The sequence below is a fragment of the Micromonospora sp. NPDC047467 genome (genome assembly GCF_040643095.1).
Lineage (GTDB): Bacteria > Actinomycetota > Actinomycetes > Mycobacteriales > Micromonosporaceae > Micromonospora.
This window is the reverse complement of sequence record NZ_JBEYTO010000001.1, coordinates 136,076-161,334: the sequence shown is the minus strand read 5'-3', so window position 1 is coordinate 161,334 and position 25,259 is coordinate 136,076. Positions and strand designations below refer to the sequence as shown.

The window sequence follows — 25,259 nt, the reverse complement described above, 5'->3', positions numbered from 1 at the left end:
CCAGGATCAGGAGCCTGATGGGTTCCGGGAGGCTGTCGTCGGCGCCGCGTGATAATTCAGCCGGCGTTGACAGATTCCATGCTGATCTGGCGTGATCGCCCGTTGGTCACAGCCAGTCGTGTTCGCGGGCGTAGCGGGCCGCTTCGTGGCGGGTCCGGGTCTGGGTCTTGCGCATCGCGTTGGAGAGGTAGTTGCGGACGGTGCCCGGCGAGAGGTGCAGGCGCGCGGCGATGTCGGCGACCGAGTAGCCCTCGCCGGTGACCCGCAGGACGTCGGCCTCACGGTCGGTGAGGGGATTGTCGTCGGTAACGGCGAGCGCGGACACGTCCGGGTCGATCCAGCGTTTGCCCGCGTGCAGGGTGGCGATGACGGACGAGATGTGCGCCGGCTCGGCCGACTTGCTGACGAAGCCCTGAACACCGAGCTTCAACGCCTTGCGCAACACGCCGGGGCGGGCGTGCCGGGTCAGCATGAGAACCACCTGCTCCGGGCGCGTGCGCCGGATGTCGGCGACCGCCCCCAGGCCGTCCACGCCCGGCATCTCCAGGTCGATGACCAGCACGTCGGGCTCGTGCCGCAGGGTGGCTTCGACGGCCGTCCGGCCGTCCTGCGCCTCGGCGAGAACGGTGATGTCGCCCTCCATCGGCAGCAGCGCGGCCAGGGCCGTACGCAGCAGCGCCTCGTCGTCGGCGAGCACGATGGTGGTCATCGGCCGTCACTCCGTTCCGCGCTGGCGCGCACGGCGGGGAACGTCGCCGCCGTGCGGAAGCGTCCCTGCTGCTGTTCCACGGTCAGCTCTCCTCCGTCGCCCGCCACCCGTTGCCGGAGTGCCGCCAGTCCCCTGAGCTCGGGCGGCGTGGTGGCGGTGACGCCGTCGTTGACGATGGTGATGCTCGACTCGGAGAGCGTGATTTGCACCTGGGTGGCCTGCGCGTGCCGCAGGATGTTGGTGGTCGTCTCGCGAAGCACCTGACCGAGCAGTTCGTTGGCGCGCGCATCGACCTCGGCCTCCCGGGTCACCCGGACCCGGATGCCGGCGGCCTCGAACAGGTTCTTCGCGTTCTCGATCTCCGCGGTGAGGTTGAGCCGCCGTTGCGCGTAGGCCAGCTCCCTGGTCTGCGCGATGGTGTCGCTGACCAGCGCGTACGTCTCCCGCAGCTCCTTCTCCGCCCGAGTGGTGTCGCGGAGCAGCAGTCGCTGCGCCAGGGCGATCTTCAGCTTCACCACGTGCAGGGTGTGGCCCTGGATGTCGTGCAGGTCGCTGGCGAAGCGGACGCGTTCGCGGACCACCGCGAGTTCCGCTTCCCGCTCCCGGGTCTGTTCGAGCTCCCGGATGAGGTCGTAGAAACGCTCGCCCACGATCGTGAAGACCGTCACGACGATGGTGAGGACGGTCGGGATGAGAACGTAGGTGACCAGGACGTGACCGACGTCGTCCCGCTGCACCAGCAGCCGCGCCCCGCCCACGGCGGCGACGTAGGTGAAGAGCCCGGCCACCGCCAGCTTCCGGTGCCGCCGGACCTCGCGCAGGGCGAGGGAGCCCACAGCGCAGAACCCCCAGTAGGCGTTGGGACTGCCGGTCACCAGGACCCCCAGTGGCCACACCGCTCCCGCCACGACCAGGCACGGCAGCGCCACCCGCGCCAGGTCGTTGGCCGTCCACCGCTCGAAGGCCACCAAGCCCGCCACGGCCCCCGGCGCCAGGACGACAAGGTGCCACCAGGTATCCGCGTCGGTGTAGACCAGGACCACCGCGGCGACCACGACCGGCGGTAGGGACGTGGCGAGGTTGAGCCGTCGCAGCCTTCCCTGCGTCGACTCGGTGAAGCCCGGCGATCTCACGGTCACCACACCAGTATCGGGCAGCCAGGTGCCACGACCAGTGACACCACGTCACATGCGGTGATGACATGGCGCCACTGACGGGCCGGCCGTGTCCGCGCTGTCATTGGTGCATGTCCACTACACCCGTCATCGAAGTCGAACGGCTGAACCTCACCTACGGCGACTTCCACGCCGTGAAGGATCTCTCCTTCGAGGTACGGCCCGGAGAGCTCTACGCACTGCTCGGCACCAACGGAGCCGGGAAGACCTCGACCCTGGAGGTCGTCGAGGGCCACCGGAAGCCGACCTCTGGCTCGGTACGCGTCTTCGGGCACAGGCCCGACGACCGCCGGGCGGTACATCCCCGGATGGGCGTGATGCTCCAGGAGAGCGGATTCTCCCCGGACCTCACCGTCCGTGAGTCCGTCGGCCTGATTGGCCGGCTCACCCGACGCGCCGACGACGTCGATCGGGTGCTCGACGTGGTCGACCTCACCGGTCGCGCCGGACGCAAGGTGTCCCAGTTGTCCGGCGGGGAGAAGCGGCGGTTGGACTTCGCCACCGCGGTCTACGGCACCCCGGAGCTGATCTTCCTGGACGAGCCGACCACCGGCCTCGACATCCAGTCCCGCGACGCCGTCTGGGCGACCGTGGACCGGCTGCGGGAGAACGGTTCCACCATCGTGCTCACCACGCACTACCTGGAGGAGGCCCAGCAGCGCGCCGACCGGATCGGGCTCATGCACCAGGGCACCCTCCACCGCGAGGGCACCGTCTCCGAGCTGATCCGCACCCTCCCCGGCGTGATCCGCTTCTCCCTTGCCGCGCCGGTTCCGCCGCTACCGCTGCCGGCGGCCGTCGACGCCGACGGGAAGGTCACTGTCGAGTCCTTCGAACTGCAGAAGGACCTGCACCTTCTGCTCGGCTGGGCGCAGGACCACGCCGTGGATCTGCGCGACCTGGCGGCGGGACCGACCCGGCTCGACGACGTGTTCCGCGCCATCAACAGTTGATTCGTTCTTCCGAGAGGCCCATCACCGTGTTGTCCATCGCGTCCAGCGAACTGATCCAGATCTTCCGCAACCGGCTGGTACTGATCACCAGCCTCATCATCCCGGTCGTCGTCAGCGCGTTCTTCGTCCGCCAGCACGAGACCTACGCCGCCCTCGGCAGCCTCGGCTACATCGCCGCGATCGTGATGTTCACGATCACCGCGTTCGGGCTCTACGCCACGGCCGTCACCACACTGGCCTCCCGACGGCAGAACCTCTTCCTCAAGCGACTGCGCTCCACCGCCGAAGGCGACGCCGGCATCCTCGCCGGCCTGCTGCTGCCCGTACTCCTGCTCACCGTGGTGCAGGTGACAGCCATCCTGACCGCCCTGGCCGTGGTCGCCGGCGGGCCGGACAACGTCGCCCTGCTGGTCGTGGCGGTCCTCGCGACCCTGGCCATGATGATCGGGTTGGCGCTGGCTACGGCCGGGCTGACGAACTCCCCCGAACACGCCCAGGTCACCACCCTGCCCGTTACCCTCGGTGTGATCGCCGTGGCCAGCTGGGTCGGCATCTCCGGCACCGAGAACCTCGCCTGGCTCAAGCGGCTGCTGCCCGGCGGAGCGGCCACCGAGTTGACGGTGAACGCCTGGAACGGCGGCGTCGCCGTGATCGACTCCCTGCTCCTGCTCGCGCCCACGCTCGGCTGGGTCGTCATCGCCGTCACCCTCGCCACCCGCCTCTTCCGTTGGGAGCCCCGCCGATGACCACCGAACCCCGGTCGGACGCCCCGACCCTCGTCGAGGATCTCCTCCTGCTTCTGTTCCAACCCGCATCCGGGACCATCGCCGACGAGAACACCCTCTTCTACGTCCTCGGCGGAGCCGTCCTCGCGGACCTCGCCCTCGGCGGTCACCTGACCACGTCGGACCGGGGGCGGGTCAGCAGCGTGGCGGGTCACCCGCCGACGGACGGCCTGCTGCGCCCGGCGTGGGACTACCTCGCCGAGAAACCCCGAGGGGTGCAGACGGCACTGGCCGCGATCGGTCCCCCGCTGCGGGGGCCGGTTCTGGAGCGGCTCATCGCGCGGAGCGACATCGACCAGGAGCCGCGTAAGGTGCTCGGCCTGTTCCGGACCACGGCCCTGCGCGAGGGCAGAACCGAACGTCGGTCCCGCCTGCTCGCCGACGTTCGGCGGGTCCTCGTGGACGGCGCGGAGCCGCAAGCCCGGATCGCCGCGCTCGCGGCGCTGCTCTCGGCGAGCGGGACTCTCCCGCAGTTTCACCGGGAGATCCCGTGGACGTCACCGGTGATCAGCCGAGCCAAGGAACTCGAGCAGGGCAACTGGGGCGCCGACGCCGCTGGGGCAGCCGTGACCCGCACCGTAACGGCCATTGTCGTCAACAGCGCCATCGTGGCCATCACCGTGCTTCCTCGGGGCTAGGGCGTGTCCTGCCGATCTTGTAGTGGTTGATCGTTGACGATGTGCCGGTGGTGCGTCGTGGTGAACTGACTGACGAGGCGTGGTTGGTGATCGCGCCGTTGGTGCCGGAGCCGGGTGGTGCGCGGGGGCGGTGGCGGGATCACCGTCAGGTGATCAACGGGATCTTGTGGAAGCTGCGCACGGGTGCGCCGTGGCGTGACCTGCCGGAACGCTTCGGCCCGTGGAAGACCTGCCACGAGCGGCTGCGTCGGTGGACCGCCGATGGGACGTGGGATCGGATCCTATCGGCGGCGCAGGTGTATGACGATGGCACACCGGTGCAGTGGACGATCAGCATCGACTCGTCGATCGTGCGGGCGCACCAGCATGCCGCTGGCGCCCGCAAAAAAGGGGCTCCCCGACAAGTCCGGCGACACCTGGTGCGCAAGATGGCGAGGCCATCGGCCGCTCCCGAGGCGGGCTGAGCACGAAGATCCACCTCGCCGTCGACGGACGCGGCCGGCCGTTGTCGATCCTGCTCACCCCGGGCCAGGCCGGCGACAACCCCCAACTGCTGGCGCTGCTCGACACGATCCGGGTCAACGAGCCCGGACCCGGTCGGCCTCGTAAGCGGCCGGAGGTGCTGATCGCGGACAAGGGTTATGCCCACGACTCGACCAGACGTGCCCTGCGGCAACGGGGAATCCGGCACGTCATTCCCGAACGCAGCGATCAGGTGGCCCGCCGTGCCGCCAAGGGCAGCGCCGGCGGGCGGCCACCAGCCTTCGACAAACAGGTCTACCGCAAGCGCAACGTCGTGGAACGCTGCTTCAACCGGCTCAAGCAATGGCGTGACCTGGCCACCCGCTACGCCAAACGCGCATCCCTCTACCGCGCCAGCCTCGTCCTGATCGCGGCCACCATTTGGCTTCCATCATCGACAGGACACGCCCCAGGGTGACTGGTGTTAAACGATGGCTGCCACCGGTGTGGCGGCCATCGTTTTCTATCTATTTTAGGTAGTTTGCTGGTGTGGCGTTGGGTGTGGCTTCACAGCAGCTGGACCTGCTGGATCCGGTGAGCCGATTCTGCGACGAAGCGTCACCAGCCAACTCGATCTTCGCGTTCTTGCACGAGCATCGGGAGACGCTGTTCCCAGATGGGTTGTTCACCGACCTGTTCGCTGCGGTGGGTCGCCGGTCGGTGCCGCCGTCGGTGGTGGCCACCGTGATGGTGCTGCAACGCCTCGAAGGGCTGTCGGACCGGGAGGCGGTGGACCGGTTCACGTTCGACGCCCGCTGGCGTTACGCCGCCGGAGTGGGAGGCTGGGACGGCGCGGGCCGGGTGGGGTTCGCCCACATGGTGCTGGTCGACATGCGGGAACGGCTGCGCCGTTCGGACCGCCCGGACCGGATCTTCGAGGTGGCGTTGGACGCCGCTCGGTCCGCGGGGTTGGTGGGCCGGCGGCGGGTCCCGGACTCCACGCCCCTCTATGACGCGGTCGCGACGATGGACACGATCACGCTGATCCGCTCAGCGATCCGGGGTCTGCTCGCCGCCGCCGACGGTGACCTGGCCGAGCGGCTACGGGCGGTGCTGTCGGGCGGTGACGACTACCGCAGCACCGGCAAGCCGGTCATCGACTGGGACGACAAGACCGCCCGCGATGCCCTCGTCGACTCCCGCGACGCCAAGTTGGAGCGCTACCGGGCCGCCCTCGACGCCGGAGCCGACCCAACGGTGGTCACCGGCTGGATCGCGCAGACCCAACCCGAATGCGCCCGTGCGGAGGCAGACCGCCGCGCGAACACCGGCACCGCCCCGCGCAGGATGAGCCGAGCAGAAATCTTATCCAGTGACGGCTTCCTACCGGTCTGGGCACGCCTGCGCGGGATCCGCCTGCTCGATTGAGCCACGCGCGGTGGGACAGCAAACGTTCGCGTTACGACTCTCGGGCGGCGGGCTTCGGTAGCGTCGGTCAGCGGGTCTACTTCGTTGCGCGTTCTGACCAGTGCCCACTGACGCAGCTCGGCGTAACCACCGATCCGCCAACGCAACAGCGCCGGTGATCGCGTTCTAGCCGCGCGCGCCGACCGCAGCGTCGTACCAGCCGCTAAGATCTGCGCCGGCGGCAACGACAGGGTCCCCGCGGAGCTGCTTGTAGAGCCGGCCGGCGAGCGGGATCAGCTCGTGGACGGGCTCGAGGTCGGCACCCCGGCCGCCCAGCACCGGCAGGCCCTCGTAGCGGTAGCCCCACTCCGCCTCGTGGCCGACGCGCCACGCCGTGCCCGGCACCGCGTGACGGACACACTCCAGCGCATAGAACGCAACCGCGTCGATGATCCGCAGCGAGTCGTCGGACCAGCCCGAGGGCGCCATCGACGCGTGACGGCCATACCACATCGGCAGGACCGCGTTCGTCGGTCGCGGGAAGAAGCCGCTGCCGGTCGCCACCTTCTCGATCGGCGCACCGACTGGCCGCGGCTGGAGGCTGCCGAGCGCCCAGTCCCACACCGCCGCGAGACTGTCCCTCGATAAGTCGAGGTCGACCCCCGACTCGTCGCGCAGCCACCTGAGACGGCCGTCTCCGGCCGCCAGGTAGCGGTGGAGGAACTCCTCCGGCGTGCCGGTGACGGTGCCGCGCACCATTCCCGGTGGCAGGACGCCGTCCGGCGCGACGTGGTCGAGAATCACGTCGAGCGGGGCGTCGGTGAAGTCGCCCTCCTCGACGACGAGCCGGGCGTCAGCGGTGCGCGCCAGCTCCCGCAGCGCGGAGACGATCGGCGCCAGCTCGGCCCGGAACGCGGCCGCGTCGTCGATCGAATGCCGGTCGAAGACGGACACCACCAGCTCGCCGATCCCGGTCCGGCCGGGGTGGATGAACCACTGCGTGCTGATCCGGTCGCCGGTCCAGGTCAGCTCGGCGTAGTCGCCCTCGGCCACCCGCTCACGCAGGTCGGGCTGGTAGCCCAAGACGGGGCTGAGCAGGGCGACCGTGGCCGCCCTGCTCAGCTCGGTGCGATCCGGGATGATGCCCAGTTCCATCTACGGTCCGCTCGGTGCGTGGATGGTGAACTCGATGTTGTTGTCCTTGAGGCACTGCAGCAGCGGCGGGTGGATGCCGATGCTGTTGAAGCCCGCGTGCGCGACGAAGTGCCAGTGTACCTTCGTGACGTTCTGGTGACCGTGGGCCGCCTTGCCGGCCGACGTCAGGATCCAGGCGTCCTTGAGGCACTCGTCGATTAGGCTCTCGGTCCACGTCGGCACGCCGGTCTTGACCTCGTGGAAGACCTCGTCGCCGGTGGTCGGGTCCTGCTCGATGCAGTCCGGCTTGCGCCACTTGGAGCCCGCGCGCGGGTAACCCGGCGTGAGCACCTTGACGTTTTTGATGCAGCCCTGCAGCAGGGCGGCCACCGCGTTCTCCCCGTCCCGCCAGTTGTACTGAGCAGGAATGGGGTCGCCGGACGTATGGTTGGGCGCCTTCATGGCGTCCTCGATGTCCTTCCACTTCGTGCGATCACCGCGCGACAGGTCGCGGATGTCCTTGTCACTGAAGCGGGACTTGGCGGCGAGGATCCGGGCGGCGAGCGTGTCGTCGCCCGCAGTCAGGTAGTCGTAGGTCGCACCCAGGATCAGGTCGAGGGCCACGTCCTTGACGGCGTCCGGGATCTTGTCGTACTTCGTGACGAACCGCAGGGTGTCGTCGATCCGGTGGGCGAAACGAACCACGAAGCGGGCGGCCTTACCGGGGATCGCGATCGCATCGCCGACGTAGGGCACCACGCCGAGGATGCTGAGCCCGGCGCTGACCCAGTCGCCTTGGATAAGCCCGGCGATGGTGTCACGCAGGTCGGCCAGGCCGCCCAGGATCCAGCCCACGACTGGGATCGCGCTCAGCCCGCCCGAGCACAGGTTGCCGGACAGCCAGGCCATCGAGTCGCGCGGTGAGAAGTCGCCCGCGAACATGCCCAGCAGGAAGTCGGTGACGTAGGTCCACTTGCTGACCTGCTCGTCCGGGCGGCTCGGGTCGAGACCCTGGTCCTCGACGTGCACGGTCTCGTAGTCGTCCCGCAGCGAGTCGCCGTCGGTGTCCGGGTTGAGCGGGTTGATGCCCCAGTCGTTGACCTCGGCGCCGTCAGAGAGCCCGTCACCGTCGCTGTCGACGTTGTTCTCGTCGGTGAGCGCCTCACCCTCGGCAACGTCGGTTAGCCCGTCACCGTCGGTGTCAGTCTCGTTAGGCGTCGGCACAATCGGCGGCGCGCCGCCGCCCAGCGGCGGGTCGTTGCGCGGGTCGGCGACCAGCGGATTGGTGCCGCGGCTGACCTCGATGCCGTCGCTTACGCCGTCACCGTCGGTGTCGCTCTCAGTGGGCGAGGTGCCCAACTCCTGCTCGCGCAGGTTGGTCAGGCCGTCGGAGTCCTGGTCCTCTTGGCCGTCCGGCACGCCGTCGCCGTCGGTGTCGGCGTTGTTCGGCAGGGTCCACGGCGTCAGTCCGTAGATCTCGAACTTGTCGGTGAGCCCGTCGCCGTCGGAGTCGGCGAGCAGCGGGCTGGCGCCGAAGCGCAGCTCGACGCCGTCCTCGATGCCGTCGCCGTCCCGGTCGCCGGTGTAGGTGATGCCGAACCGGGTCAGGACGTTGCGAGCGCTGTCGTAGGCCTTCGACGCGTGCCGGGTGGCCGGCTCGGCGTTGGCCTTGCGCAGCTGGTCGTCGGCCTTCGTCAGCCACCGCTGGCCGGACTCCAGGTCGCCGAACGCCTGCTCGAGGCCCGACGGTGCCGGCGGCGGCGGAACGATGGCGCGGAACGGTGCGATCGTCGCGTTGGCGTCCTGGACGGCGGCGTCGGCCAGCAGACGAACCGTCGACAGCTCTCCCACCAGCGCGTCGACGAACACGTCGCCATTTCCGACGCGACTGTGCAGGTAGGACGACAGGTGCGCGAGGTTGTCGTAGGCCGTAGCGCCGTCCTGGGCGGTGGTGAGCCGGGCACCATCAAAATAACGGGTGCGCAGGTCGGCGAGGACCGGTTCATAGCGGCGCTTTCCGAGGTCATCCAGGTGCGACCGGACCGCCGCCTCGGTCTCGGTGATCGACAGTTTTGCGTCGCGTGTGTACCGCGTGGTCGGGATCGCCGCGACCTCGGCCCGCCAGTCGCGCTCCTCGGCTCGCACGGGTGCCGTGACGGAGACCTGTGCGGCGACGACCGCGACGGTGGTGAGGATGAGGCCTTTTTGCCCACGCTGGCGCAGGCGCGTGAAACCACGCATATGTCGCTCCCCCATTTGTTGGTCAGCAGTGATGGCGGGAATAAGCCAAGCGAACGAGCCCCATCGATGCAATGGTGAGTAATGAAACGGACACTCAGGTCGCCGAGAGACCGCTACCCTCGTCCTATACGACGCGCCCGCGGGAGGACAGTGACCTTCGCCCGGGGTAGTAACGCCGGTTAGGTCGGTGAGCCTAGCGGCCTCTGTGGTGGCGATCGTTGCTTTGCTACGGGGGGGGGTGTCCCTATGGGTTTCGTCAAGCGGTGATCGGTTTGGTGGGGCGGGGTTGGCAGGGGATGGCTGCCCAGACCCTCCTCGAGGCCGCTACCTCGGTGGACGCCCGCCCTACGGCTACACCCTCCGCGACCTCGGACCCCACCCCAACCCCGCCAAGGCGGCCGACGGCAAACGCCTCAAGGGCCTCACGCCCGACGAGCAGACCGAACCGATCGTCGGGCGGATCTTCACCGAGTTCCTCACCGGTCTCGGTCTCTTCGCCATTGCCGAGGGACTCACCGCCGACCACGTGCCCTGTCCATCAGCACACGGCCGCGCCCGCAACCCCCACCGCGGCGGCATCGCCTGGTCCAAGAGCGCCGTCCGCGTGCGGGTATTGAACATCGCTCGTCAGCCCTACTACCGGCGGCTCGCCCAGCCGGTCGGCAACGCCGAACTCGTCGCCGCTCACCGCGCGAACGCCCTGGCCGACGCCCACCGCGATGACCCGGAATTCGGCTACCGGTTTCTGGTCGACGAGGCCCGCAACGCCGGACAGGCCATGGCGGAGCGAACCGCATGGAAGATCTGCTCGGACAACGGCTGGTGGAGCGCCTTCGGCAAACGCAAGAAGCGCGGCAAGGTCGCAAGGGTGGGGCCGCCGGTCAATGACGACCTCGTCAAACGCGACTTCACCGCCCACGGCCCGAACCGGCTGTGGCTGGCCGACATCACCGAACACCGCACCGGCGACGGCAAGCTCTACCTCTGCGCCATCAAGGACATGTGGTCGAACCGGATCGTCGGCTACTGCATCGACTCACGGATGAAGTCCCGGCTGGCCATCACCGCGACTCGCTTCCGTCCCACGTCAGTATGAAAGTTGCCACTTCCATAGCTTCGTGGCTGGCCGCATAGCTGAGCAGTCCAGCAACCGGACGATCATGGCAGGCGCTCCGACCTCTTCGGTGTGAATCAGGACGCCGCACTGACTCTGACCTGCGGCAGCGTGGAGCCGCAGGCAGGGGCGGGTGCAGTTGAGCTCCGTTCGATGCAGTTGGACGCAGTTCAAGGCTGTTCCGGGCACCCCGCTGCGCCCAACCTGCTCCCACTAGACCGGGCTCGCACCGGGGCCGCCGACCGCCGACCGCTCGTGAGGTTGACACCAGTGCTGGCTCCCGCAGCCGCATAGGCCGATCGGGGAGCACGCCCACGGATCGCCGCGCCTTCTCAGCGGCAGGTTCGGATGCTTGAGCCGGGCTGCGGATAGCTCCGGCGCTGTGGCTTGTTCAGCGGGGCGAGGTTTCGTGTTGGATGCCGGCCGCTCGGCGCCAGCGGCTGGCTTCGGCTTCGTGGGATCCGGTAGCGGTCGCCGTCGCGACGGCCATCGGATCCACTCCGCCGGTCAGTAGGGTCAGGGGCCACGCGGGCACGCCGCCAGCGCTGTCGTAAGCGGTCCAGGTCCATGGACCGTCGAAGCGCCAGGCACGACCATCGGCGTCAGCGACGTCGTCGCCAGCCTTCAGGAAGGCGTACGGCCGGAAGAGCAGTTCGAGCGTGAACGGAACACCGCCGCCGGGCTCGATGCTCGTGCCCTGGAACTCCGATGCCGCATCCGGAGCCTCACCGGCGCGCAGGACGAGCAGGCTCAGGCCCGGGCGGGGCAGCCAGCCCGTCTCCTGCGGCGGATCGTACTCGTGAACCTCGATGACGTGGATGATCCGCGCCGGGATACCGACCCGACAGGTATCACCGGGTGCGAGGCGCAGGGCAGGCGGGTCGGTTACGTACAGCTCGTCCGGATCGGCACGGCCCAGGGCCACCACGCCGTTCCAGCACGAGCCCTCCGCGTCCGGGTCGATCTCCCACCAGGGCCAGCGGACGCTGACGTACGCCTCGTCGACGCCAATGGCAACCGTTGGCGTGAACGGGCAGGAGATGCGCAGCACGTCCCCGACGCGGTAAACCATGCGCGGCAGGTTAGCGCGGTGCCGGGCAGGACGCCGGCCGTGGAAGGGGCCAGGGACCACGGGTCGGTGACTGCTCGAAGCGCTTCGCGCGGCCGTACGGACGGCGCCGCCGTGTTGCCCGACGAGCGCGCTGTTGGCGGCAGATCCGGGTATCCGATCGAGGCCCGCTATGTAGCCAGGACGGCGTCTATCGTGCGTGCATGTCGATCACCGACCGAGATCTGGTCATCAAAGCCGCGGAAGCCGGCGCAGCGATCGTGCGCTCGCACTACGGGTCATCGCTGACACGCTTCGAGAAGTCTGCCGGAGACTTCGCCACGACGGCCGACATCGAAGCAGAGCGCGCCATCCTCGACGTCTTGCACGCTGCCCGGCCGGACGACCTCGTGGTGGGAGAGGAAAGCGGACGCACGGGAACCGGCGGGAACGGACGCATTTGGCTAGTCGACCCGTTGTGCGGGACGCTGAACTACGCCGTACACAACATGCTCGTCTCGGTCAACGTAGCTCTGCGAACCGGAACGCAGGTCGGCGTGGCAGCCTCGGCGGACCCGTTCACCGATGAGGTGTTCTGGACCGACGGTGCTGGGGCACACGTGCGTCACGGCGGCGCGGACGAGCGACTTGCCCCGTCGGCCGCGTCGAGGCTGGTGGACATCAATCTCGATCCACCGTTCCCCAATGAGCGCGTCTTCCGGGCCGCGCGGTTACTTGCCGATCAAGGGTTCATCCGGCAGTTCCGCCCACGCGTCGTCTCCACCACCCTGGCGGTGGCTTGGGTCGCTGCCGGCCGACGAGCCGCTTACGTAACCGATGGCCACCTGAGCGACAGTGTCCACTTCGCGGCCGGCATCGCCCTCTGTCAGGCAGCCGGCTGTGTGGTGACCGGGATCGACGGCCAACCTCTTCACACTGGCGCGGGCGGTCTCGTCGCGGCGGCCGACGAGCAAACACACGCAGCCCTGCTGACCCTGGTGGGAAACCAGCGTGCAAGTAGGGATTGATCGCCTATCCGCTTCTCGGCAAAGCCGTGAGCGGCTGATCATGTTCCGGGAGCCATGTACGCGGCGAGGATGTAGTTGGGGTGCCGGTCGAGGTTCTTGCGGGCCCGACCGTGGACTGGGTTGTCTCCACGCAACAGGCTCACACCGCGCTGGTCACTGAGCAGGACTTCGTCGCGGTCCAGGCCATCCGCTCCCACCGGGGCGCCCACGACGGCACCACCCGCCGCTACCTGTTCACCGGCCTACTGCGCTGCGGGCCATGCGGCCGAAGATTGGAATCCCATTGGATCAATAAACGCCCCGGCTACCGATGCCGTCACGGCCACACCAGCACCCGACAGCCCACCAACCCCCAACGCAAGATCCTCTACCTCAGAGAAGACCACATCATCGAACGACTCGCCGACCATCCCTGGCTCCCCAGCGGGATCCAAACTCCACACGACCTGGTCACGCTCCTGAGCAGCAGGAAGATCACCATCGTCTGCGACCAGGAGCACTGCACACCAAGAACAGAAAGATCCGCGCAGGTCAACCTGCGCGGATCGTGATCAATATGTGGTAATGATGTGTCCGAGGGGGGACTTGAACCCCCACGCCCTATACGGGCACTAGCACCTCAAGCTAGCGCGTCTGCCATTCCGCCACCCGGACCTACTCGTCCAGCCTACCTCGCCGACCCAGATGATCTTTCCATCGGAGGTCGGTACGGCGGGCCGCACGGGGAGTTACTGTACACGGCACTCGTGGATCATGCACATCGCGTCCCGGCGTCTGCCGCACGGCGCTCCCGTCGCTGCTCAGGTCGGCTCAGAAGCGGTCAACAAAGCCGTGTCGCAGGCGCGTCCGGGTAGCGTCGGAGGCTCTGTGACGGCAGCATTGCCACGTGTCCCATCCCTCTCCCTTGGCTGCCGTCCAACGTCGGGCTCTCGCCCTGCGCACTGCGGGTGACCTCAGTTCAGCCCGGCAGCTGCTCGCGGAGGCCGTCGGGTCCGCCCGCCCGCCGTACGGCGAGGACCACCCCGAGATGCTGCACACCGCGCACCTGCTGGCCCGGCTGCATCGCGAGGCGGATGACCCGCTCGCCGCCCGGCGGGTGCTGGAGGAGGCCTTCGCGGCGGGCGAGCGGCGCTGGGATCACGCCGAGCCGACGATGCTCGCGCTCGCCCTGGAACTGGCCGAGGTTGCCGAGGAGTTGGGCAACCGGCACGAGGCCCGCCGCAACTACACCCGGGTCGCCACCGCCGGGCCGGCTGTGCTCGGGGAGGACCATCCGGCGGTACGCGCCGCCCGCGCCTACCTCGGCGAGACCACCCCCGGTCCGGCCCAGCCGCACGGCGCGCCGCCGACACCCGGTCCGACCCCAACCCCGACGTCAGCCCCGGCCCAAGCCCCGAACCCGACGCCGACCCCGACCGGCACGGTGACCGATTCCGGCGCCCGCTCGGCGTTGTCCGGCCCTACGCTGTCTCTGGCGACCCTGGCCGCGATGCGCCCGGCTGGGGGCGGCCCTCCGCCCGCCGCGCCGGCTGCACCCCCACCCACTGCGGGCGGCCCTCCCCCGGCCGCGTCGCCAGCGGCGCCCCCACCAACCCCTCCGGCGGTACGCGTGCCCGCCGCGCCGGCACCGCCCGTCGGCGGCACGCGGCCGGTGCCACCGCCCGCTCCACCAACGGCACCGCCCCAGCCGGCTCCGGCCCCCGTCGCGTCGGCGCCTCCGGAGCAGCCCGCGCCTTCAGTGCCGCCCGCGTTCCCCGCCCATCAGACGTCCCCCGCCTCCGCCACGCCTCCGCCCGCCTCTCCCGGGCATCCGGTGCCGCCACACCAGCGCACCGCGCGGCAACCGTCAGGGCCGCCCCGGCCGCAGGCAGACGGCCGGTCGACGCAGCAGGCCCGACAGCAGCCCCAGGCGGACGGCCATTCGACGCAGCAGGCCCGACAGCAGCCGCCGGCCGTGCCGCCGCGCCAGCGGACCGGGGACCGGCCGACCCATCCTGCGGTCGACGCACCTCCGGCGACGCGCGCCGTCGAGGCGTCGGCCACCACACCGCCCGCGCCGCCGCCGGTTGCCCCTGGATGGGACAACCCGACGATCCAGGTACGGCAGATCGAACCACTGCTGGCCGAGGAGGCCGCCCGAGTCGCCGCCGCCGGCGCGAGTAGGTCAGGCAGCGCGGATTCCGGGCCGACCAGCGCGTCGACCGGGTCGCCCGCCCACCACCCGGTCAGTGCGGCGCCCGCCTACCCGCGCCCCGTCTCGGCACCTCCCGGGGACGCCCGACCGGTCTCCGGACCGCCCGGCCCCACCCACCCCGTGTCCGGACCGCCAGCGCCGACCTACCCGGTATCCGGACCACCCGCCCACACCTACCCCGTGTCCGCACCACCTGGGCACACCCACCCCGTGTCCGCGCCACCTGGGTACAGCCACCCCGTGTCCGCGCCGCCGGTGAGCGCGCCGCCGTGGGGGTTGACCGTCCCGCCGTGGAGCAGCAGCGCCCCGCCGCAACCGCTGCCCCTGGCCGGCAGCGAGCCGACCGGCCCGTCCCCCGTGGACACGGCCGAGACCATCGTGGGCGGTGAGATCACGTCGGGCGTCGCGTCCGCGCAGACGGAGGTGTTCCCGGCCGTCCGTCCGACGACCGATGACGGGCCCGGGCGCGATGCCGGTCCGGGCCACCCGACCCCGCTCGCAACTCCGGGTGGGCTGGCAACGCCGGCCTGGGCGCCGCCGTCCGATGCGGGCCGGACACCGCCCACCCCAGCCTCCGACGGGCACGCGAGCCCGGTGCCGACCGCGCCGGGCCCCCTCACGGCCGCGACCTACCCGCCACCGACCGTGCCAGCGCCGCGACCGTCCCCGGAGCAACACCCACACCACCAGGGGTACGCGGCCCAGCCGCACTCGACGGCCCCGGAGCCCCACACCGTGCCGGGGCAGCACCCCTACCCAGGCCAGCAGTACCAGTACCCGGGCCAGGGGCACCCGCAGGACGGCTATCCGTCGGCGTACGCCAATGAGAGCGGGACGTCGGGGCGTGGCCGGGGGATGCTGATCGGCGCGGCGGTCGCGGCCGGGGTGGCCGTGGTGGCCGTGGCCGGCCTGGGTGCGGTGCTGCTGAACCGCGACGATCCGCCGCCTTCCGGGGCCGCGACGACCCCAGCGACGGCGGCGCCGACGGCGGCCGGGCCCGCACCCGCTGACCTGGCGCTGCGGGACGACTCGGCCACGATCACGCTGAGCTGGACGGACCCGACGGGCGGCGCGGTGCCGTTCATGATCGCCGGCGGTCGGGCCGGGCAGGCGCTGGGGGTGCTGGCCACGGTGGATCCGGGTCGGACCAGCTACACGGTGAGCGGCCTCAACTCGCGGGTGGACTACTGCTTCACCGTGCTGGCGGTCTACTCCACCGACAGCTTCGCCACCTCCGGTCAGGTCTGCACCGAGCGGGAGCGATCCACCCCGCCGTCCTGAGCGACGCCGGCCGGTCGCTGTCGGCTGACCTGGGTGTCCACAACGCACACGCTCGGTATCCACAGGGGTGACGGTGCGGGTTCCCCCGCCAGCGGCCGGGCCATATGATGGCACCCGGCTCTGGGGAGGGGTCGCCGCGAGGCGCACGCCACCTGCCATGACTCAGGAGAGGCAGCCGGCTGTGGCCAGCATCGACGACGCCGAGCGGACCGACGCCCCACGTTCCCGGTCCCGGCTGCGCGGTGGGTTGGTGACGGTCGGCACGGTGACCGCGCTGCTGGCCGCCATGGGGCTGACCGTCCTCGGGTTGGGTGCGGCGGACAACGCGGTGGCCAACTACGACGCGAGTTCCTGGCTGTGGAGCGCGGCGCGCAGCGAGCTGGCCCGGGTCAACGGGGTGACCGCCCGGGTGGACACGCGTACCGAACTTCCTGGTGCCCGCCGGCATCCGATGCAGGTCACCCAGACCGATCGGCTGTTGATCCTGCGTGACCTGCAGACCGGGCAGGTCAGCTCACTGGATCTGGCCACCCTGCAACTCACCGCGACCACCCCGACCACCCCTGGCCTGGGCGTGAGCGTCGCCCTGCACGAGGACGCGGCGTTCGTCGTCGACGCCGTGCAGGGGATCGTGCGTCAGCTCGATCCACGGTCGTTGAGCCCGGTCGGCGAGCCGGTGCGCTATCCCCCGGGCATCACCGGCGGCACGTTCGACGGCGAGGGTCGACTCTGGATCGCGGTGCCCAGCGAGGGCACCGTGTCGGCGATCACCGCCGCGAAGCTGCCGTCCGCGCCGGCCTCGGCCGCGCCGGCGAACGGCGGGCTCCGCCCGGAGCGGGTCGAGACGTACGACGTGGCCGATGCCAGCCACGAGCTGGTGGTCTCCACCCTGGATGACGGGGTGGCGGTGCTGGACCGTACGGCCGGGAGGCTGGTGCGGGTGCAGCGCGGTGAGGTCCGCCGGACGCCGTTGACACTGCCCGGCCCGGCGGCGCTGCCGGCCCGCACGTCGGGCCCGCGCGTGCCGGTGACGGTGCCCGCCGAGCGGCGGGTGCTGGTGGTGGGTGAGGCCGGTGAGGAGCAGGCGTTCACGGTGCCGGGCGGCGGTGATCGGCTCAGCCCGGCGGTGGCCTGGGCGGACCGGTTCTACTGCGCGGACGAGGCCACCGGCACCATCTACTCCTTCGACGCGGGCGGTCAACTGGTCGACACCGTCCAGGGCAAGACGACCGGGCCGTTGGAGCTGGAGGTGCGCGAGAACCACCTCTTCATCAACTCGCCCGACTCGGCGACCGCCCGGGTGGTGGACGACAAGCACCAGGTGCGCGAGGTCAACAAGTACGCCAACGACGTGCTGGGCGGCGACCCGCCGCCGGCTCCACCGCCGCCGCCTCCGCCGAAGAAGCCCCAGGTGAGCAAGCCGGGTGCGCCGCGCAGTGTCACCGCCGCCGCCGGCAACGCTCAGGCCCGGGTGAGCTGGCGGCCGGCCGCCGCGAACGGCGCCGAGATCATCAGGTACGTGGTGCAGGGCGCCGGTCAGCGCCTGGAGGTGGGCGCCAACCAGCGTGCGGTGGAGGTCAAGGGCCTGACCAACGGCGAGACGTACCGGTTCGCGGTGCACGCCGTCAACGCCAAGGGCGACGGTCCGGCGCGCAACAGCAACCCGGTGACCCCGACCGCCGCGGTGCCCGACCCGCCGGCGAGCGTCACCGCGCAGGAGCGACCGGACGGCACGGTGCTGGTCAAGTGGCCGGCCGCGAACGGGCAGGGCAACAAGATCGCCAAGTACACGGTGGCGGCCAGTTCGGCGGGGACGAACGCGCCGGCCGGTGAGTCGACCAAGACGGAGCTGGTGGTGCCCGCCGGGGAGTTGGAGTTCGGCACCCAGTACGCGTTCACGGTGGTGGCCGTCAACGACAAGGGCGCTGGTTCGGCGGCGTCCCCGGTGAGCAACACGGTTGTGCCGTTCGCGGCGCCCGGCCGCCCGCTCGACCTGCGGGCCGCCACGGTCGCCGACCAGCCGGGCGCGGTGACCGTGCAGTGGTCGCCGGCCGAGGCGAACGGCCGTCCGGTGACGAAGTACCTGGTGGACGTCGGCGGCAAGGCGAGCGAGGTGACCGACACCCGCACGACCGTCACCGGGCTGGGCGACGGTCAGAACGTCACGGTGAAGGTGAAGGCGGTCAACGAGGCGGGGCCCGGCCCGGAGGCGACCGCCACGGCCCGGACGGTCGCCGCGCCACGGGTGACGGTGACCGGCTCGTCGGCGACCGCCACGTCGGCGACTGTGACGTTCACGGTGGACGCGGGCGGTGGGAAGGCCACCTGCTCGGTGAGTACACCGGGTGAGCCGGCGACGGCGGGCGCGTGCTCCAGCATCACGGTGTCGGGGCTGACGCCGGGCACGGCGTACACGTTCACGGTGACCGCCACGAACGCCGCTGGCAACGGCACCGCGAGGAAGGCCCAGCCGACCGACCCGCTGTACGGCATCGCGACCTGTCGCAACGGCGCGTCCGGGCCGGAGTCGACCTACTGCGACCGGGACGTGAGCGGTCGCAACGGCAACGAGGTCTTCTCGGTCCCCCGGCAGGACAACGACAGGCAGGTGGGCTGGGCGAGGCCGGGCACGCGCCTGGAGGCGTACTGCAAGAAGTCGGGCGAAGAGGTGTACGCCTACATCTACAACAGCGAGAAGCGCAGCACCTGGTGGGTGCAGGTCAACTACGAGGGGAAGAACTACATTCCCTGGGCCTGGCTCAACCTGGAGGGCGGCGACAACATCAACGTCCTGCCCACCTGCTAGACCTGTCAGGCAAGGAGCACCGCCGACCGTGAACACCCACGAGCCGCTCACCCAGCCGGAGGTGCAGGGTTTCGCCGCCCTGGCCGCCCGGTTGGCCGAGAACGTCAACGCGGTGGTGCTCGGCAAGCCGCAGGTGGTTCGGCTGGCGTTGACCGCGCTGTTCGCTCAGGGCCATGTGCTGTTGGAGGACGTGCCGGGGGTCGGTAAGACGACCCTGGCGCGGGCGATCGCGGCCACGGTGAAGGGTGAGTGGCGGCGGATCCAGTTCACTCCCGACCTGCTGCCCTCGGACGTGTCCGGGGTGACGATCTTCAACCAGGCGAGCAGGGACTTCGAGTTCCATCCGGGGCCGGTCTTCGCCAACATCGTCATCGCCGACGAGATCAACCGGGCGTCGCCGAAGACCCAGTCGGCGCTGCTGGAGGTGATGGAGGAACGCACGGTCACCGTGGACGGGGTGCGGCATCCGGTGCCATCGCCCTTCCTGGTGGTGGCCACCCAGAACCCGGTGGAGATGGACGGCACCTACCGGCTGCCCGAGGCGCAACTGGACCGGTTCCTGGTGAAGCTCTCCGTCGGCTACCCGGACGAGGCGGTCGAGGTGGAGGTGCTGCGCGGTGCGACCGTACGCTCCCCCGAGGCGCTCGCCCCGGTCACCGACACCGCCACCGTCGGAGAGATGGTCCGGATGGCTCGGCGGGTGCACATCGCGGAGCCGCTCTACGCGTACGCGGTCCGGCTGGCGGCCGCCACCCGCACCCACCCGCAGGTGCGGGTCGGGGTCAGCCCTCGGGGCGTGATCGCGTTGACCCGTGCGGCGTGCGCGTACGCGCTGATCGACGGTCGGGGTTGGATCATGCCGGAGGACCTGAAGGCGCTCGCCGAAGCGGTGTTCGCGCATCGGCTGCTGCTCACTCCGGACGCCCAGGTGCGCGGGATGACCGCCGGGGAGGTGCTGCGCCAGGCCATCGCCTCGGTGCCGGTGCCGCTGCCGTCGGGGCAGCCCGCCCCGGTGCAGGGTTGACCGGCAGAACCGCCATGGGGATCACCGCCCGGGGGGTCGGGCTGCTCGTCGCCGCCGTCGTTCTGCTGGGCGTGGGCTTTCGGTTCGCGTACCCCGAGTTGGCGGTGTTGGGCGCGGCAGCCGGCGCGGCCGTGGGCTACGCCGCGCTGACCGCGGCGTGGCGGCCCCGGCTGCTGGTGACGCGTAGCGCCGACCCGGACCGGGTGGCGCGCGGCGAGCCGGCGAGTATGACGTTGACCGTCCGCAACGCCGGGCGGCTGCGCTCGGCGAACCTGCTGGCCGAGGACCGGTGCGGCAACCGCACGGTGCCGGTGCCGGTGCTGCGGCTGCGACCCGGCCGGGACACCGAGGTCCGCTACGACGTGCCGACCCACCGTCGTGGGGTGGTGCCGGTGGGGCCGCTGCGGGTGACCCGGCGGGATCCACTGGGGTTGGTGGCGCTGGCCCGCCCGTACGGCGAGACGGCGCCGGTCTGGGTGCACCCCCGGATCCATCCGCTGACGGCGGTACCCACCGGTGCGGGGCGCAGCCTCGACGGCCGGGTGGACGGGGTGCCGCACGGGTCGATCACCTTCAACTCGCTGCGGGAGTACGTGGTCGGTGACGAGTTGCGGCGGGTGCACTGGCGCACCAGCGCCCGGGTCGGCGAGCTGATGGTGCGTGAGAACGTGGACACCAGCCTGCCCCGGTTGGTCGTACTCCTGGACAACCGTGCCGTCGCCCACCCGCAGGTGGTGGACGGGGTGGCGGAGTCGTTCGAGTCGGCGTGCGAGGCGGCAGCGTCGGTCGTCACCGCGGCGCACCGCGCGGACCTGCCGGTGCTGCTGCTTCTGGTCGGCGCGGAGCCGGAGCGCGGCGACCCCGGCGGGGCCGCCGGGCCGGCGCCGGGGCCACTGGACCGGCTCGCCGCCGCTGAGCTGTCCGGCGACGGCGACGCGTTGCGGGCGACCACCACCCGGTTGCGGCAGGACCGGCTCGGCGACACGTTGATCTTCCTGACCGGGCCGGCGGGCCGGGGCGAGTTGGGGCACGTCGGGGCGCTGCGCGGCGCGTACCCGTCGGTGGTGGTCGGGGTGTTCGGCGCGACCGAGCCGACGGCGACCGGCGCGACCGGCCTGGTGGTGGTCGACGCGGCGGACGGCGCGCAGTTCGCCGCCGAGTGGGACGGGGTGCGCCGGTGGTGACGGGCGTGGGCCAGCAGCGGCTCGACGGCGCGGGCCCGGCGGGCCCGGCGGGCCCGCCGGGCCCGGAACCGGACCCGCCGCTCGACGGCTCGACACCTTCGGGTGCCGGCAGGGTCGGGCGGGCGCTGCGGGCGGCTGTCGTCCCGCTGGCGCTGATCGGGCTGACCGCGCTCGCCGGGGTGGTGCTCGGCCGGGTGTACGCGGGCGATCTGCTGACCTGGCTGGTCGCCGGTGCCGCAGCGGGGTCGGTGCTGGTCAGCGTGGCCGCCCGGCGGCTGCCGTCCTGGCTTGTCGCACCGGTGTCGGTGGCCGCGATGGCCGGTTGGACGCTGTGGTCGCTGCGGCTGGCCGCCGCCCACGCCGACCTGCCCGGCGGCCTGTTGGAGGTGAGCGCGGACGCGGCGCGCAACGGCATTCCCCGGTTGCTCACCGCGATGATTCCTGTGGAGCCCAGCCCGGACACGGTGCTGGTGCCGGTGGTGGCGGCCTGGCTGGCGGGCCTGGCCGGCGCGGAGGTGGCGTTGCGCACCGGTCGGGTGCTGCTGGGCTACCTGCCGGCGGCGGGGCTCTACGCCGCCGCTCTCTACGTGGTCGGCCCGAACGCCGAACCGGCGATCGGCGCGACGCTGGCGTTCGTCGCGGTCGCGGCGGTCGGCCTGGCGGCGTCGACGGGCGCGGCGCCGGCCGGCGGCGATCCGGTCGCCGGCCTCGCCCCCGGGGTACGCGCCGCGGTACGGCTCCGGCTGACCGCGACGACGGCCCTGGGCGTGGCCCTGGTTATCGGGCTGATCGCGCTGCTCGGCCCGGTGATCGCCGGCCAGGTCGACGGCCGGCCGGTGGATCCACGCCGGTACGTGGAGCCTCCGCAGGTGGAGACGCTCGACGAGAACCCGCTGATCCGGATCTCCGGCTGGGCGCTGCACCCGGAGCAGAAGCTCCTCGACGTGAGCACGGTGCGCGACGGCACCCCGACCGGCGGCGGTTCACCGAGCGCGGGCGGCACCGCGCCGGGCGACGGGACCGACGACCCGGCCCAGGCAAACGACACCGGCCGCAGCATCCGGATCCGGTTGGCGGTGCTCAGCGACTACGACGGGGTGACCTGGCGGGTCGGCGCGACGTACCGCAACGCCGGTCGGATCCTGCCGGCCACGGCACCGGCGCGGGACAGCACGGTGGAGACCGTGCGGCAGCAGATCACCGTTGCCGAGCTGAGCGGCGGGCTGTTACCCGCCGTGGCGACGCCTCGGGAGGTCAGCGGCGCGCGGGTGGCGTACGACCCGGAGACCGGGACGCTGATCCGGCCGGAGGGGCTGACCCCGGGGTTGCGGTACACGGTGACGTCGGCCCGGGAGCGCCCGGACGTCAACCTGCTGGCCACGGCGAACGTGCCGGCCGGCGAGGAGGTGGCCCGGGTGCTGCGGGTCGCCGACGGGGCACCCGACCCGCTGCGCCGGCTCGCCACGCAGCTCGCCGAGGAGAACGGCGCCCCGTACGCGCGGGCCACGGCGATCGAGCAGTTCCTGGCCGAGCACTACCGGGTGGCGGCGGACGCGCCGAGCGGGCACGCGTACCCGAATCTGGGTTTCTTCCTCTTCGGGCCGCGCAACGGCGGTGGGCAGGAGGGCACCTCGGAGCAGTTCGCGGCGGCGTTCGCGGTGCTCGGGCGGCTCTCCGGGCTGCCGACCCGGGTGGTGGTGGGCTTCGAGTCCAGCGGGCAGGGGCCGGTGCGGGCCGGTGACGCGTACGCCTGGCCGGAGGTGCTGTTCGACGGGCTGGGTTGGGTGGCGTTCGACCCGCTGCCCCGCCCGGACAACGAGCCGAGGCCGGTGGAGGAGGACTTCCGCCCGACGCCGGATGATCCGCCTCCGTCGGAGGCGCCGGCACCCACGGTGGAGCCGACCGCGTCGCCGGAGCCGGTGGCCGCCCCCGACGGGCCGGACGGACGCGGCGTGTCCACCCCGGTGCTGGTCGCCGGTGGCAGCGGCGGCCTGCTGCTGGTGGTCGGTGCGCTGCTGCTGACCCTGCTGGCGATGCGCCGCTCGCTGACCCGGGCCCGACTCGGCCGGGGTGACCCCGGCGAGCGCATCGCCGGCGCCTGGCGGGAGGTCACCGACGCGCTACGGCTGGCCGGCCGACCGGTCGGCGACGACCTGGCGGCGACCGAGGTGGCGGACCAGGCTCGGCAGGCTCTGCTCGACGCCCGCAGCAGACAATCCGACGGGAGCGTCCCCGGGGTCGACGACCTGGCCGCCCTGCTCAACCAGGTGGCCTTCGCGCCCGACGCGGCCACCGCCGCCCAGGCCGACCGTGCCGGTGCGGTGGCCACCACCTATGTGGATGGGTTGCGCGCCGCCCGCCCCTGGTGGCGACGGCTGCTCTGGTCCATCCACCCCGGCCCGCTGCGCCGCCGCTGACCCGGCGCCGATATTCACGCCTGAATCGGCTTGACCCTGACGCTGCGTCAACCCTCCATGCTGGCTGCCATGAGCATTCCGGCAACAACCAGTCAGGGCCAGAGACCCGCGATCCACGTGCAGGGGCTGGAGAAGTCGTACAAGGAGCTGCGTGTGCTGCGCGGCGTGGACCTCGCCGTGGCGCGGGGCAGCATCTTCGCCCTGCTCGGCTCGAACGGCGCCGGCAAGACCACGGTGGTGAAGATCCTGTCCACGCTGCTCAAGGCCGACGCCGGGACCGCCCTGGTCAACGGCTTCGATGTCGCCACGCAGGCCGCCGAGGTGCGCGAGTCGGTCAGTCTCACCGGCCAGTTCGCGGCGGTCGACGAGATCCTCAGCGGGCGGGAGAACCTCGTCCTGATCGCCCGACTGAGGCACCTCAGGAACCCCGGCGACATCGCGGACAACCTGCTGCGGCGCTTCTCGCTGACCGAGGCGGGCGCCCGGCGGGTGGCGACGTACTCCGGTGGCATGCGCCGCCGCCTGGACATCGCGATGAGTCTCATCGGGAACCCGCCGGTGATCTTCCTTGACGAGCCGACGACCGGGCTGGACCCAGAGGCGCGCATCGAGGTGTGGCAGGCCGTCAGGGAACTCTCCGAGGGCGGCACGACCGTGCTGCTCACCACGCAGTACCTCGACGAGGCCGAGCAACTCGCCGACCAGATAGCGATCCTCCACGAGGGCCGGATCATCGTCGACGGCACCCTCGACGAGCTGAAGCGGCTCCTCCCGCCCGCCGAGGTCGAGTACGTCGAGAAGCAGCCGACCCTGGAGGACGTCTTCCTCACCCTCGTTGGTGCCAGAGCAGACAAGGAACAACGATGAACAAGCACTTCCTCGGCGACACCGCCGTCCTGCTGGGTCGTTCGCTGCGGCACATCAGCCGCAGTCCCGACACCATCATCACCACGGCGGTCATGCCGATCGCCTTCATGCTCCTGTTCGTGTACGTCTTCGGCGGCGCGATCCAGACCGGGACCGACTCGTACGTGAACTACCTGCTGCCCGGCATCCTGCTGATCACGATCGCCTCGGGCATCTCCTACACCGCGTTCCGGCTCTTCCTGGACATGCAGGGCGGGATCTTCGAGCGCTTCCAGTCCATGCCGATCGCCCGACCGGCCGTGCTGTGGGCCCACGTCCTGACCTCACTGGTCGCCAACGTGATCTCGCTCGTGGTGGTCGTCCTCGTTGCCCTGGCCATGGGCTTCCGCTCGGGCGCCGGAGTGCTCGCCTGGCTGGCGGTCGGCGGCATCCTCATCCTGTTCACCCTGGCGCTGACCTGGATCGCCGTGATCCCGGGCCTCAGCGCGAAATCCGCCGACGGCGCGGGCGCGTTCTCGTACCCGCTCATCTTCCTGCCGTTCGTCAGCTCGGCCTTCGTGCCCACCGACACCATGCCCGGCCCGGTACGCGCCTTCGCCGAGCACCAGCCGGTGACCTCCATCGTCAACGCGATCCGGGACCTGTTCACCCAGCAGCCGGTCGGTGCGGACATCTGGACCGCCCTCGCCTGGTGCGTCGGGATCCTCGTCGTCGCGTACGTGTTCGCCACCGTCACCTACCGCCGCAGAATCTCCTGAGGTGATGCGCATCGGGTCGCGAGGAATTGAGGGC

The 25,259-nt window shown here is 71.1% G+C and carries 20 protein-coding genes and 1 tRNA gene; 15 read left to right on the top strand and 6 right to left on the bottom strand.

Annotated elements, in window-relative coordinates; translation table 11 throughout:
- Nucleotides 1–106 precede the first annotated feature (106 nt).
- The gene (locus tag ABZ780_RS00675; protein ID WP_356998661.1) at nucleotides 107–709 is read right to left on the bottom strand and encodes a response regulator transcription factor; all 603 of its coding nucleotides are present in this window, start codon (nucleotides 707–709) and stop codon (nucleotides 107–109) included.
- The gene (locus ABZ780_RS00670) at nucleotides 706–1,848 is read right to left on the bottom strand and encodes a histidine kinase (protein WP_356998659.1); all 1,143 of its coding nucleotides are present in this window, start codon (nucleotides 1,846–1,848) and stop codon (nucleotides 706–708) included. Before ABZ780_RS00670 ends, ABZ780_RS00675 begins: the two co-directional genes overlap by 4 nt.
- 107 nt (nucleotides 1,849–1,955) lie before the next feature.
- Here ABZ780_RS00670 and ABZ780_RS00665 point away from each other — a divergent pair, with 107 nt between their 5' ends.
- The 5 genes from ABZ780_RS00665 to ABZ780_RS00645 all read left to right on the top strand — a co-directional run bounded on the left by ABZ780_RS00665 (nucleotide 1,956) and on the right by ABZ780_RS00645 (nucleotide 6,150).
- Nucleotides 1,956–2,837 carry an ABC transporter ATP-binding protein gene (locus ABZ780_RS00665; RefSeq protein ID WP_356998657.1) on the top strand — a complete coding sequence of 294 codons (882 nt, stop codon included), beginning with the start codon at nucleotides 1,956–1,958 and terminating at the stop codon, nucleotides 2,835–2,837.
- A gap of 26 nt (nucleotides 2,838–2,863) precedes the next feature.
- The gene (locus ABZ780_RS00660) at nucleotides 2,864–3,583 is read left to right on the top strand and encodes an ABC transporter permease (protein WP_357482749.1); all 720 of its coding nucleotides are present in this window, start codon (nucleotides 2,864–2,866) and stop codon (nucleotides 3,581–3,583) included.
- Entirely contained in the window at nucleotides 3,580–4,260 is a 681-nt protein-coding gene (locus tag ABZ780_RS00655; RefSeq protein ID WP_357482746.1) for a GPP34 family phosphoprotein, read from the top strand. The genes ABZ780_RS00660 and ABZ780_RS00655 overlap by 4 nt, the downstream gene beginning before the upstream one ends.
- Nucleotides 4,261–4,310: 50 nt before the next feature.
- Nucleotides 4,311–5,200, top strand: a protein-coding gene (locus ABZ780_RS00650) for an IS5 family transposase (RefSeq protein WP_357484051.1) whose coding sequence is annotated in 2 segments (ribosomal slippage) — nucleotides 4,311–4,650 and nucleotides 4,650–5,200 — 891 coding nt in all. Because the reading frame shifts where the segments join, the coding sequence is not laid out codon by codon here.
- 83 nt (nucleotides 5,201–5,283) lie between these two features.
- Nucleotides 5,284–6,150 (top strand): transposase, encoded by an 867-nt coding sequence (locus tag ABZ780_RS00645; RefSeq protein ID WP_357482742.1) that lies wholly within the window; start codon nucleotides 5,284–5,286, stop codon nucleotides 6,148–6,150.
- A 165-nt stretch (nucleotides 6,151–6,315) separates the two neighbouring features.
- Here ABZ780_RS00645 and ABZ780_RS00640 read toward each other — a convergent pair whose 3' ends face one another.
- The gene (locus tag ABZ780_RS00640; protein ID WP_356998646.1) at nucleotides 6,316–7,284 is read right to left on the bottom strand and encodes a hypothetical protein; all 969 of its coding nucleotides are present in this window, start codon (nucleotides 7,282–7,284) and stop codon (nucleotides 6,316–6,318) included.
- Nucleotides 7,285–9,504: a hypothetical protein gene (locus ABZ780_RS00635; RefSeq protein ID WP_356998644.1), complete on the bottom strand. Its 2,220-nt coding sequence runs from the start codon at nucleotides 9,502–9,504 to the stop codon at nucleotides 7,285–7,287.
- A gap of 286 nt (nucleotides 9,505–9,790) precedes the next feature.
- Between ABZ780_RS00635 and ABZ780_RS00630 the strand changes: the two genes are divergently transcribed.
- Entirely contained in the window at nucleotides 9,791–10,600 is an 810-nt protein-coding gene (locus ABZ780_RS00630; RefSeq protein ID WP_357482739.1) for a DDE-type integrase/transposase/recombinase, read from the top strand.
- 409 nt (nucleotides 10,601–11,009) lie between these two features.
- Here the strand turns inward: ABZ780_RS00630 and ABZ780_RS00625 are convergent, their stop codons facing one another.
- Entirely contained in the window at nucleotides 11,010–11,669 is a 660-nt protein-coding gene (locus ABZ780_RS00625; protein ID WP_357482737.1) for a hypothetical protein, read from the bottom strand.
- A gap of 221 nt (nucleotides 11,670–11,890) precedes the next feature.
- Between ABZ780_RS00625 and ABZ780_RS00620 the strand changes: the two genes are divergently transcribed.
- Together ABZ780_RS00620 and ABZ780_RS00615 are read left to right on the top strand one after the other, a co-directional pair.
- Nucleotides 11,891–12,694: an inositol monophosphatase family protein gene (locus tag ABZ780_RS00620; RefSeq protein ID WP_357482734.1), complete on the top strand. Its 804-nt coding sequence runs from the start codon at nucleotides 11,891–11,893 to the stop codon at nucleotides 12,692–12,694.
- 80 nt (nucleotides 12,695–12,774) lie between these two features.
- Complete coding sequence (locus ABZ780_RS00615; RefSeq protein ID WP_357482731.1) at nucleotides 12,775–13,245, top strand: zinc ribbon domain-containing protein; 471 nt, start codon at nucleotides 12,775–12,777, stop codon at nucleotides 13,243–13,245.
- Nucleotides 13,246–13,264: 19 nt separating this feature from the next.
- Here the strand turns inward: ABZ780_RS00615 and ABZ780_RS00610 are convergent.
- A tRNA-Leu gene (locus tag ABZ780_RS00610) sits at nucleotides 13,265–13,348 on the bottom strand.
- A 232-nt stretch (nucleotides 13,349–13,580) separates the two neighbouring features.
- Between ABZ780_RS00610 and ABZ780_RS00605 the strand changes: the two genes are divergently transcribed.
- The 7 genes from ABZ780_RS00605 (at nucleotide 13,581) to ABZ780_RS00575 (ending at nucleotide 25,225) form a co-directional block, all read left to right on the top strand.
- Nucleotides 13,581–16,169 (top strand): tetratricopeptide repeat protein, encoded by a 2,589-nt coding sequence (locus ABZ780_RS00605; protein ID WP_357482728.1) that lies wholly within the window; start codon nucleotides 13,581–13,583, stop codon nucleotides 16,167–16,169.
- A gap of 181 nt (nucleotides 16,170–16,350) precedes the next feature.
- Entirely contained in the window at nucleotides 16,351–18,975 is a 2,625-nt protein-coding gene (locus tag ABZ780_RS00600) for a fibronectin type III domain-containing protein (RefSeq protein WP_357482724.1), read from the top strand.
- A gap of 28 nt (nucleotides 18,976–19,003) precedes the next feature.
- The gene (locus ABZ780_RS00595) at nucleotides 19,004–19,999 is read left to right on the top strand and encodes a MoxR family ATPase (RefSeq protein WP_357012577.1); all 996 of its coding nucleotides are present in this window, start codon (nucleotides 19,004–19,006) and stop codon (nucleotides 19,997–19,999) included.
- A gap of 14 nt (nucleotides 20,000–20,013) precedes the next feature.
- On the top strand, nucleotides 20,014–21,183 hold the full coding sequence (locus ABZ780_RS00590; RefSeq protein WP_357484048.1) for a DUF58 domain-containing protein: 1,170 nt from the start codon (nucleotides 20,014–20,016) through the stop codon (nucleotides 21,181–21,183).
- 125 nt (nucleotides 21,184–21,308) lie between these two features.
- Entirely contained in the window at nucleotides 21,309–23,600 is a 2,292-nt protein-coding gene (locus tag ABZ780_RS00585) for a transglutaminaseTgpA domain-containing protein (RefSeq protein ID WP_357484044.1), read from the top strand.
- A gap of 69 nt (nucleotides 23,601–23,669) precedes the next feature.
- Nucleotides 23,670–24,467 (top strand): ATP-binding cassette domain-containing protein, encoded by a 798-nt coding sequence (locus tag ABZ780_RS00580; protein WP_357482722.1) that lies wholly within the window; start codon nucleotides 23,670–23,672, stop codon nucleotides 24,465–24,467.
- Nucleotides 24,464–25,225, top strand: a complete 762-nt coding sequence (locus tag ABZ780_RS00575) for an ABC transporter permease (RefSeq protein WP_357482719.1) — start codon at nucleotides 24,464–24,466, stop codon at nucleotides 25,223–25,225. The genes ABZ780_RS00580 and ABZ780_RS00575 overlap by 4 nt, the downstream gene beginning before the upstream one ends.
- Nucleotides 25,226–25,259 lie beyond the last annotated feature (34 nt).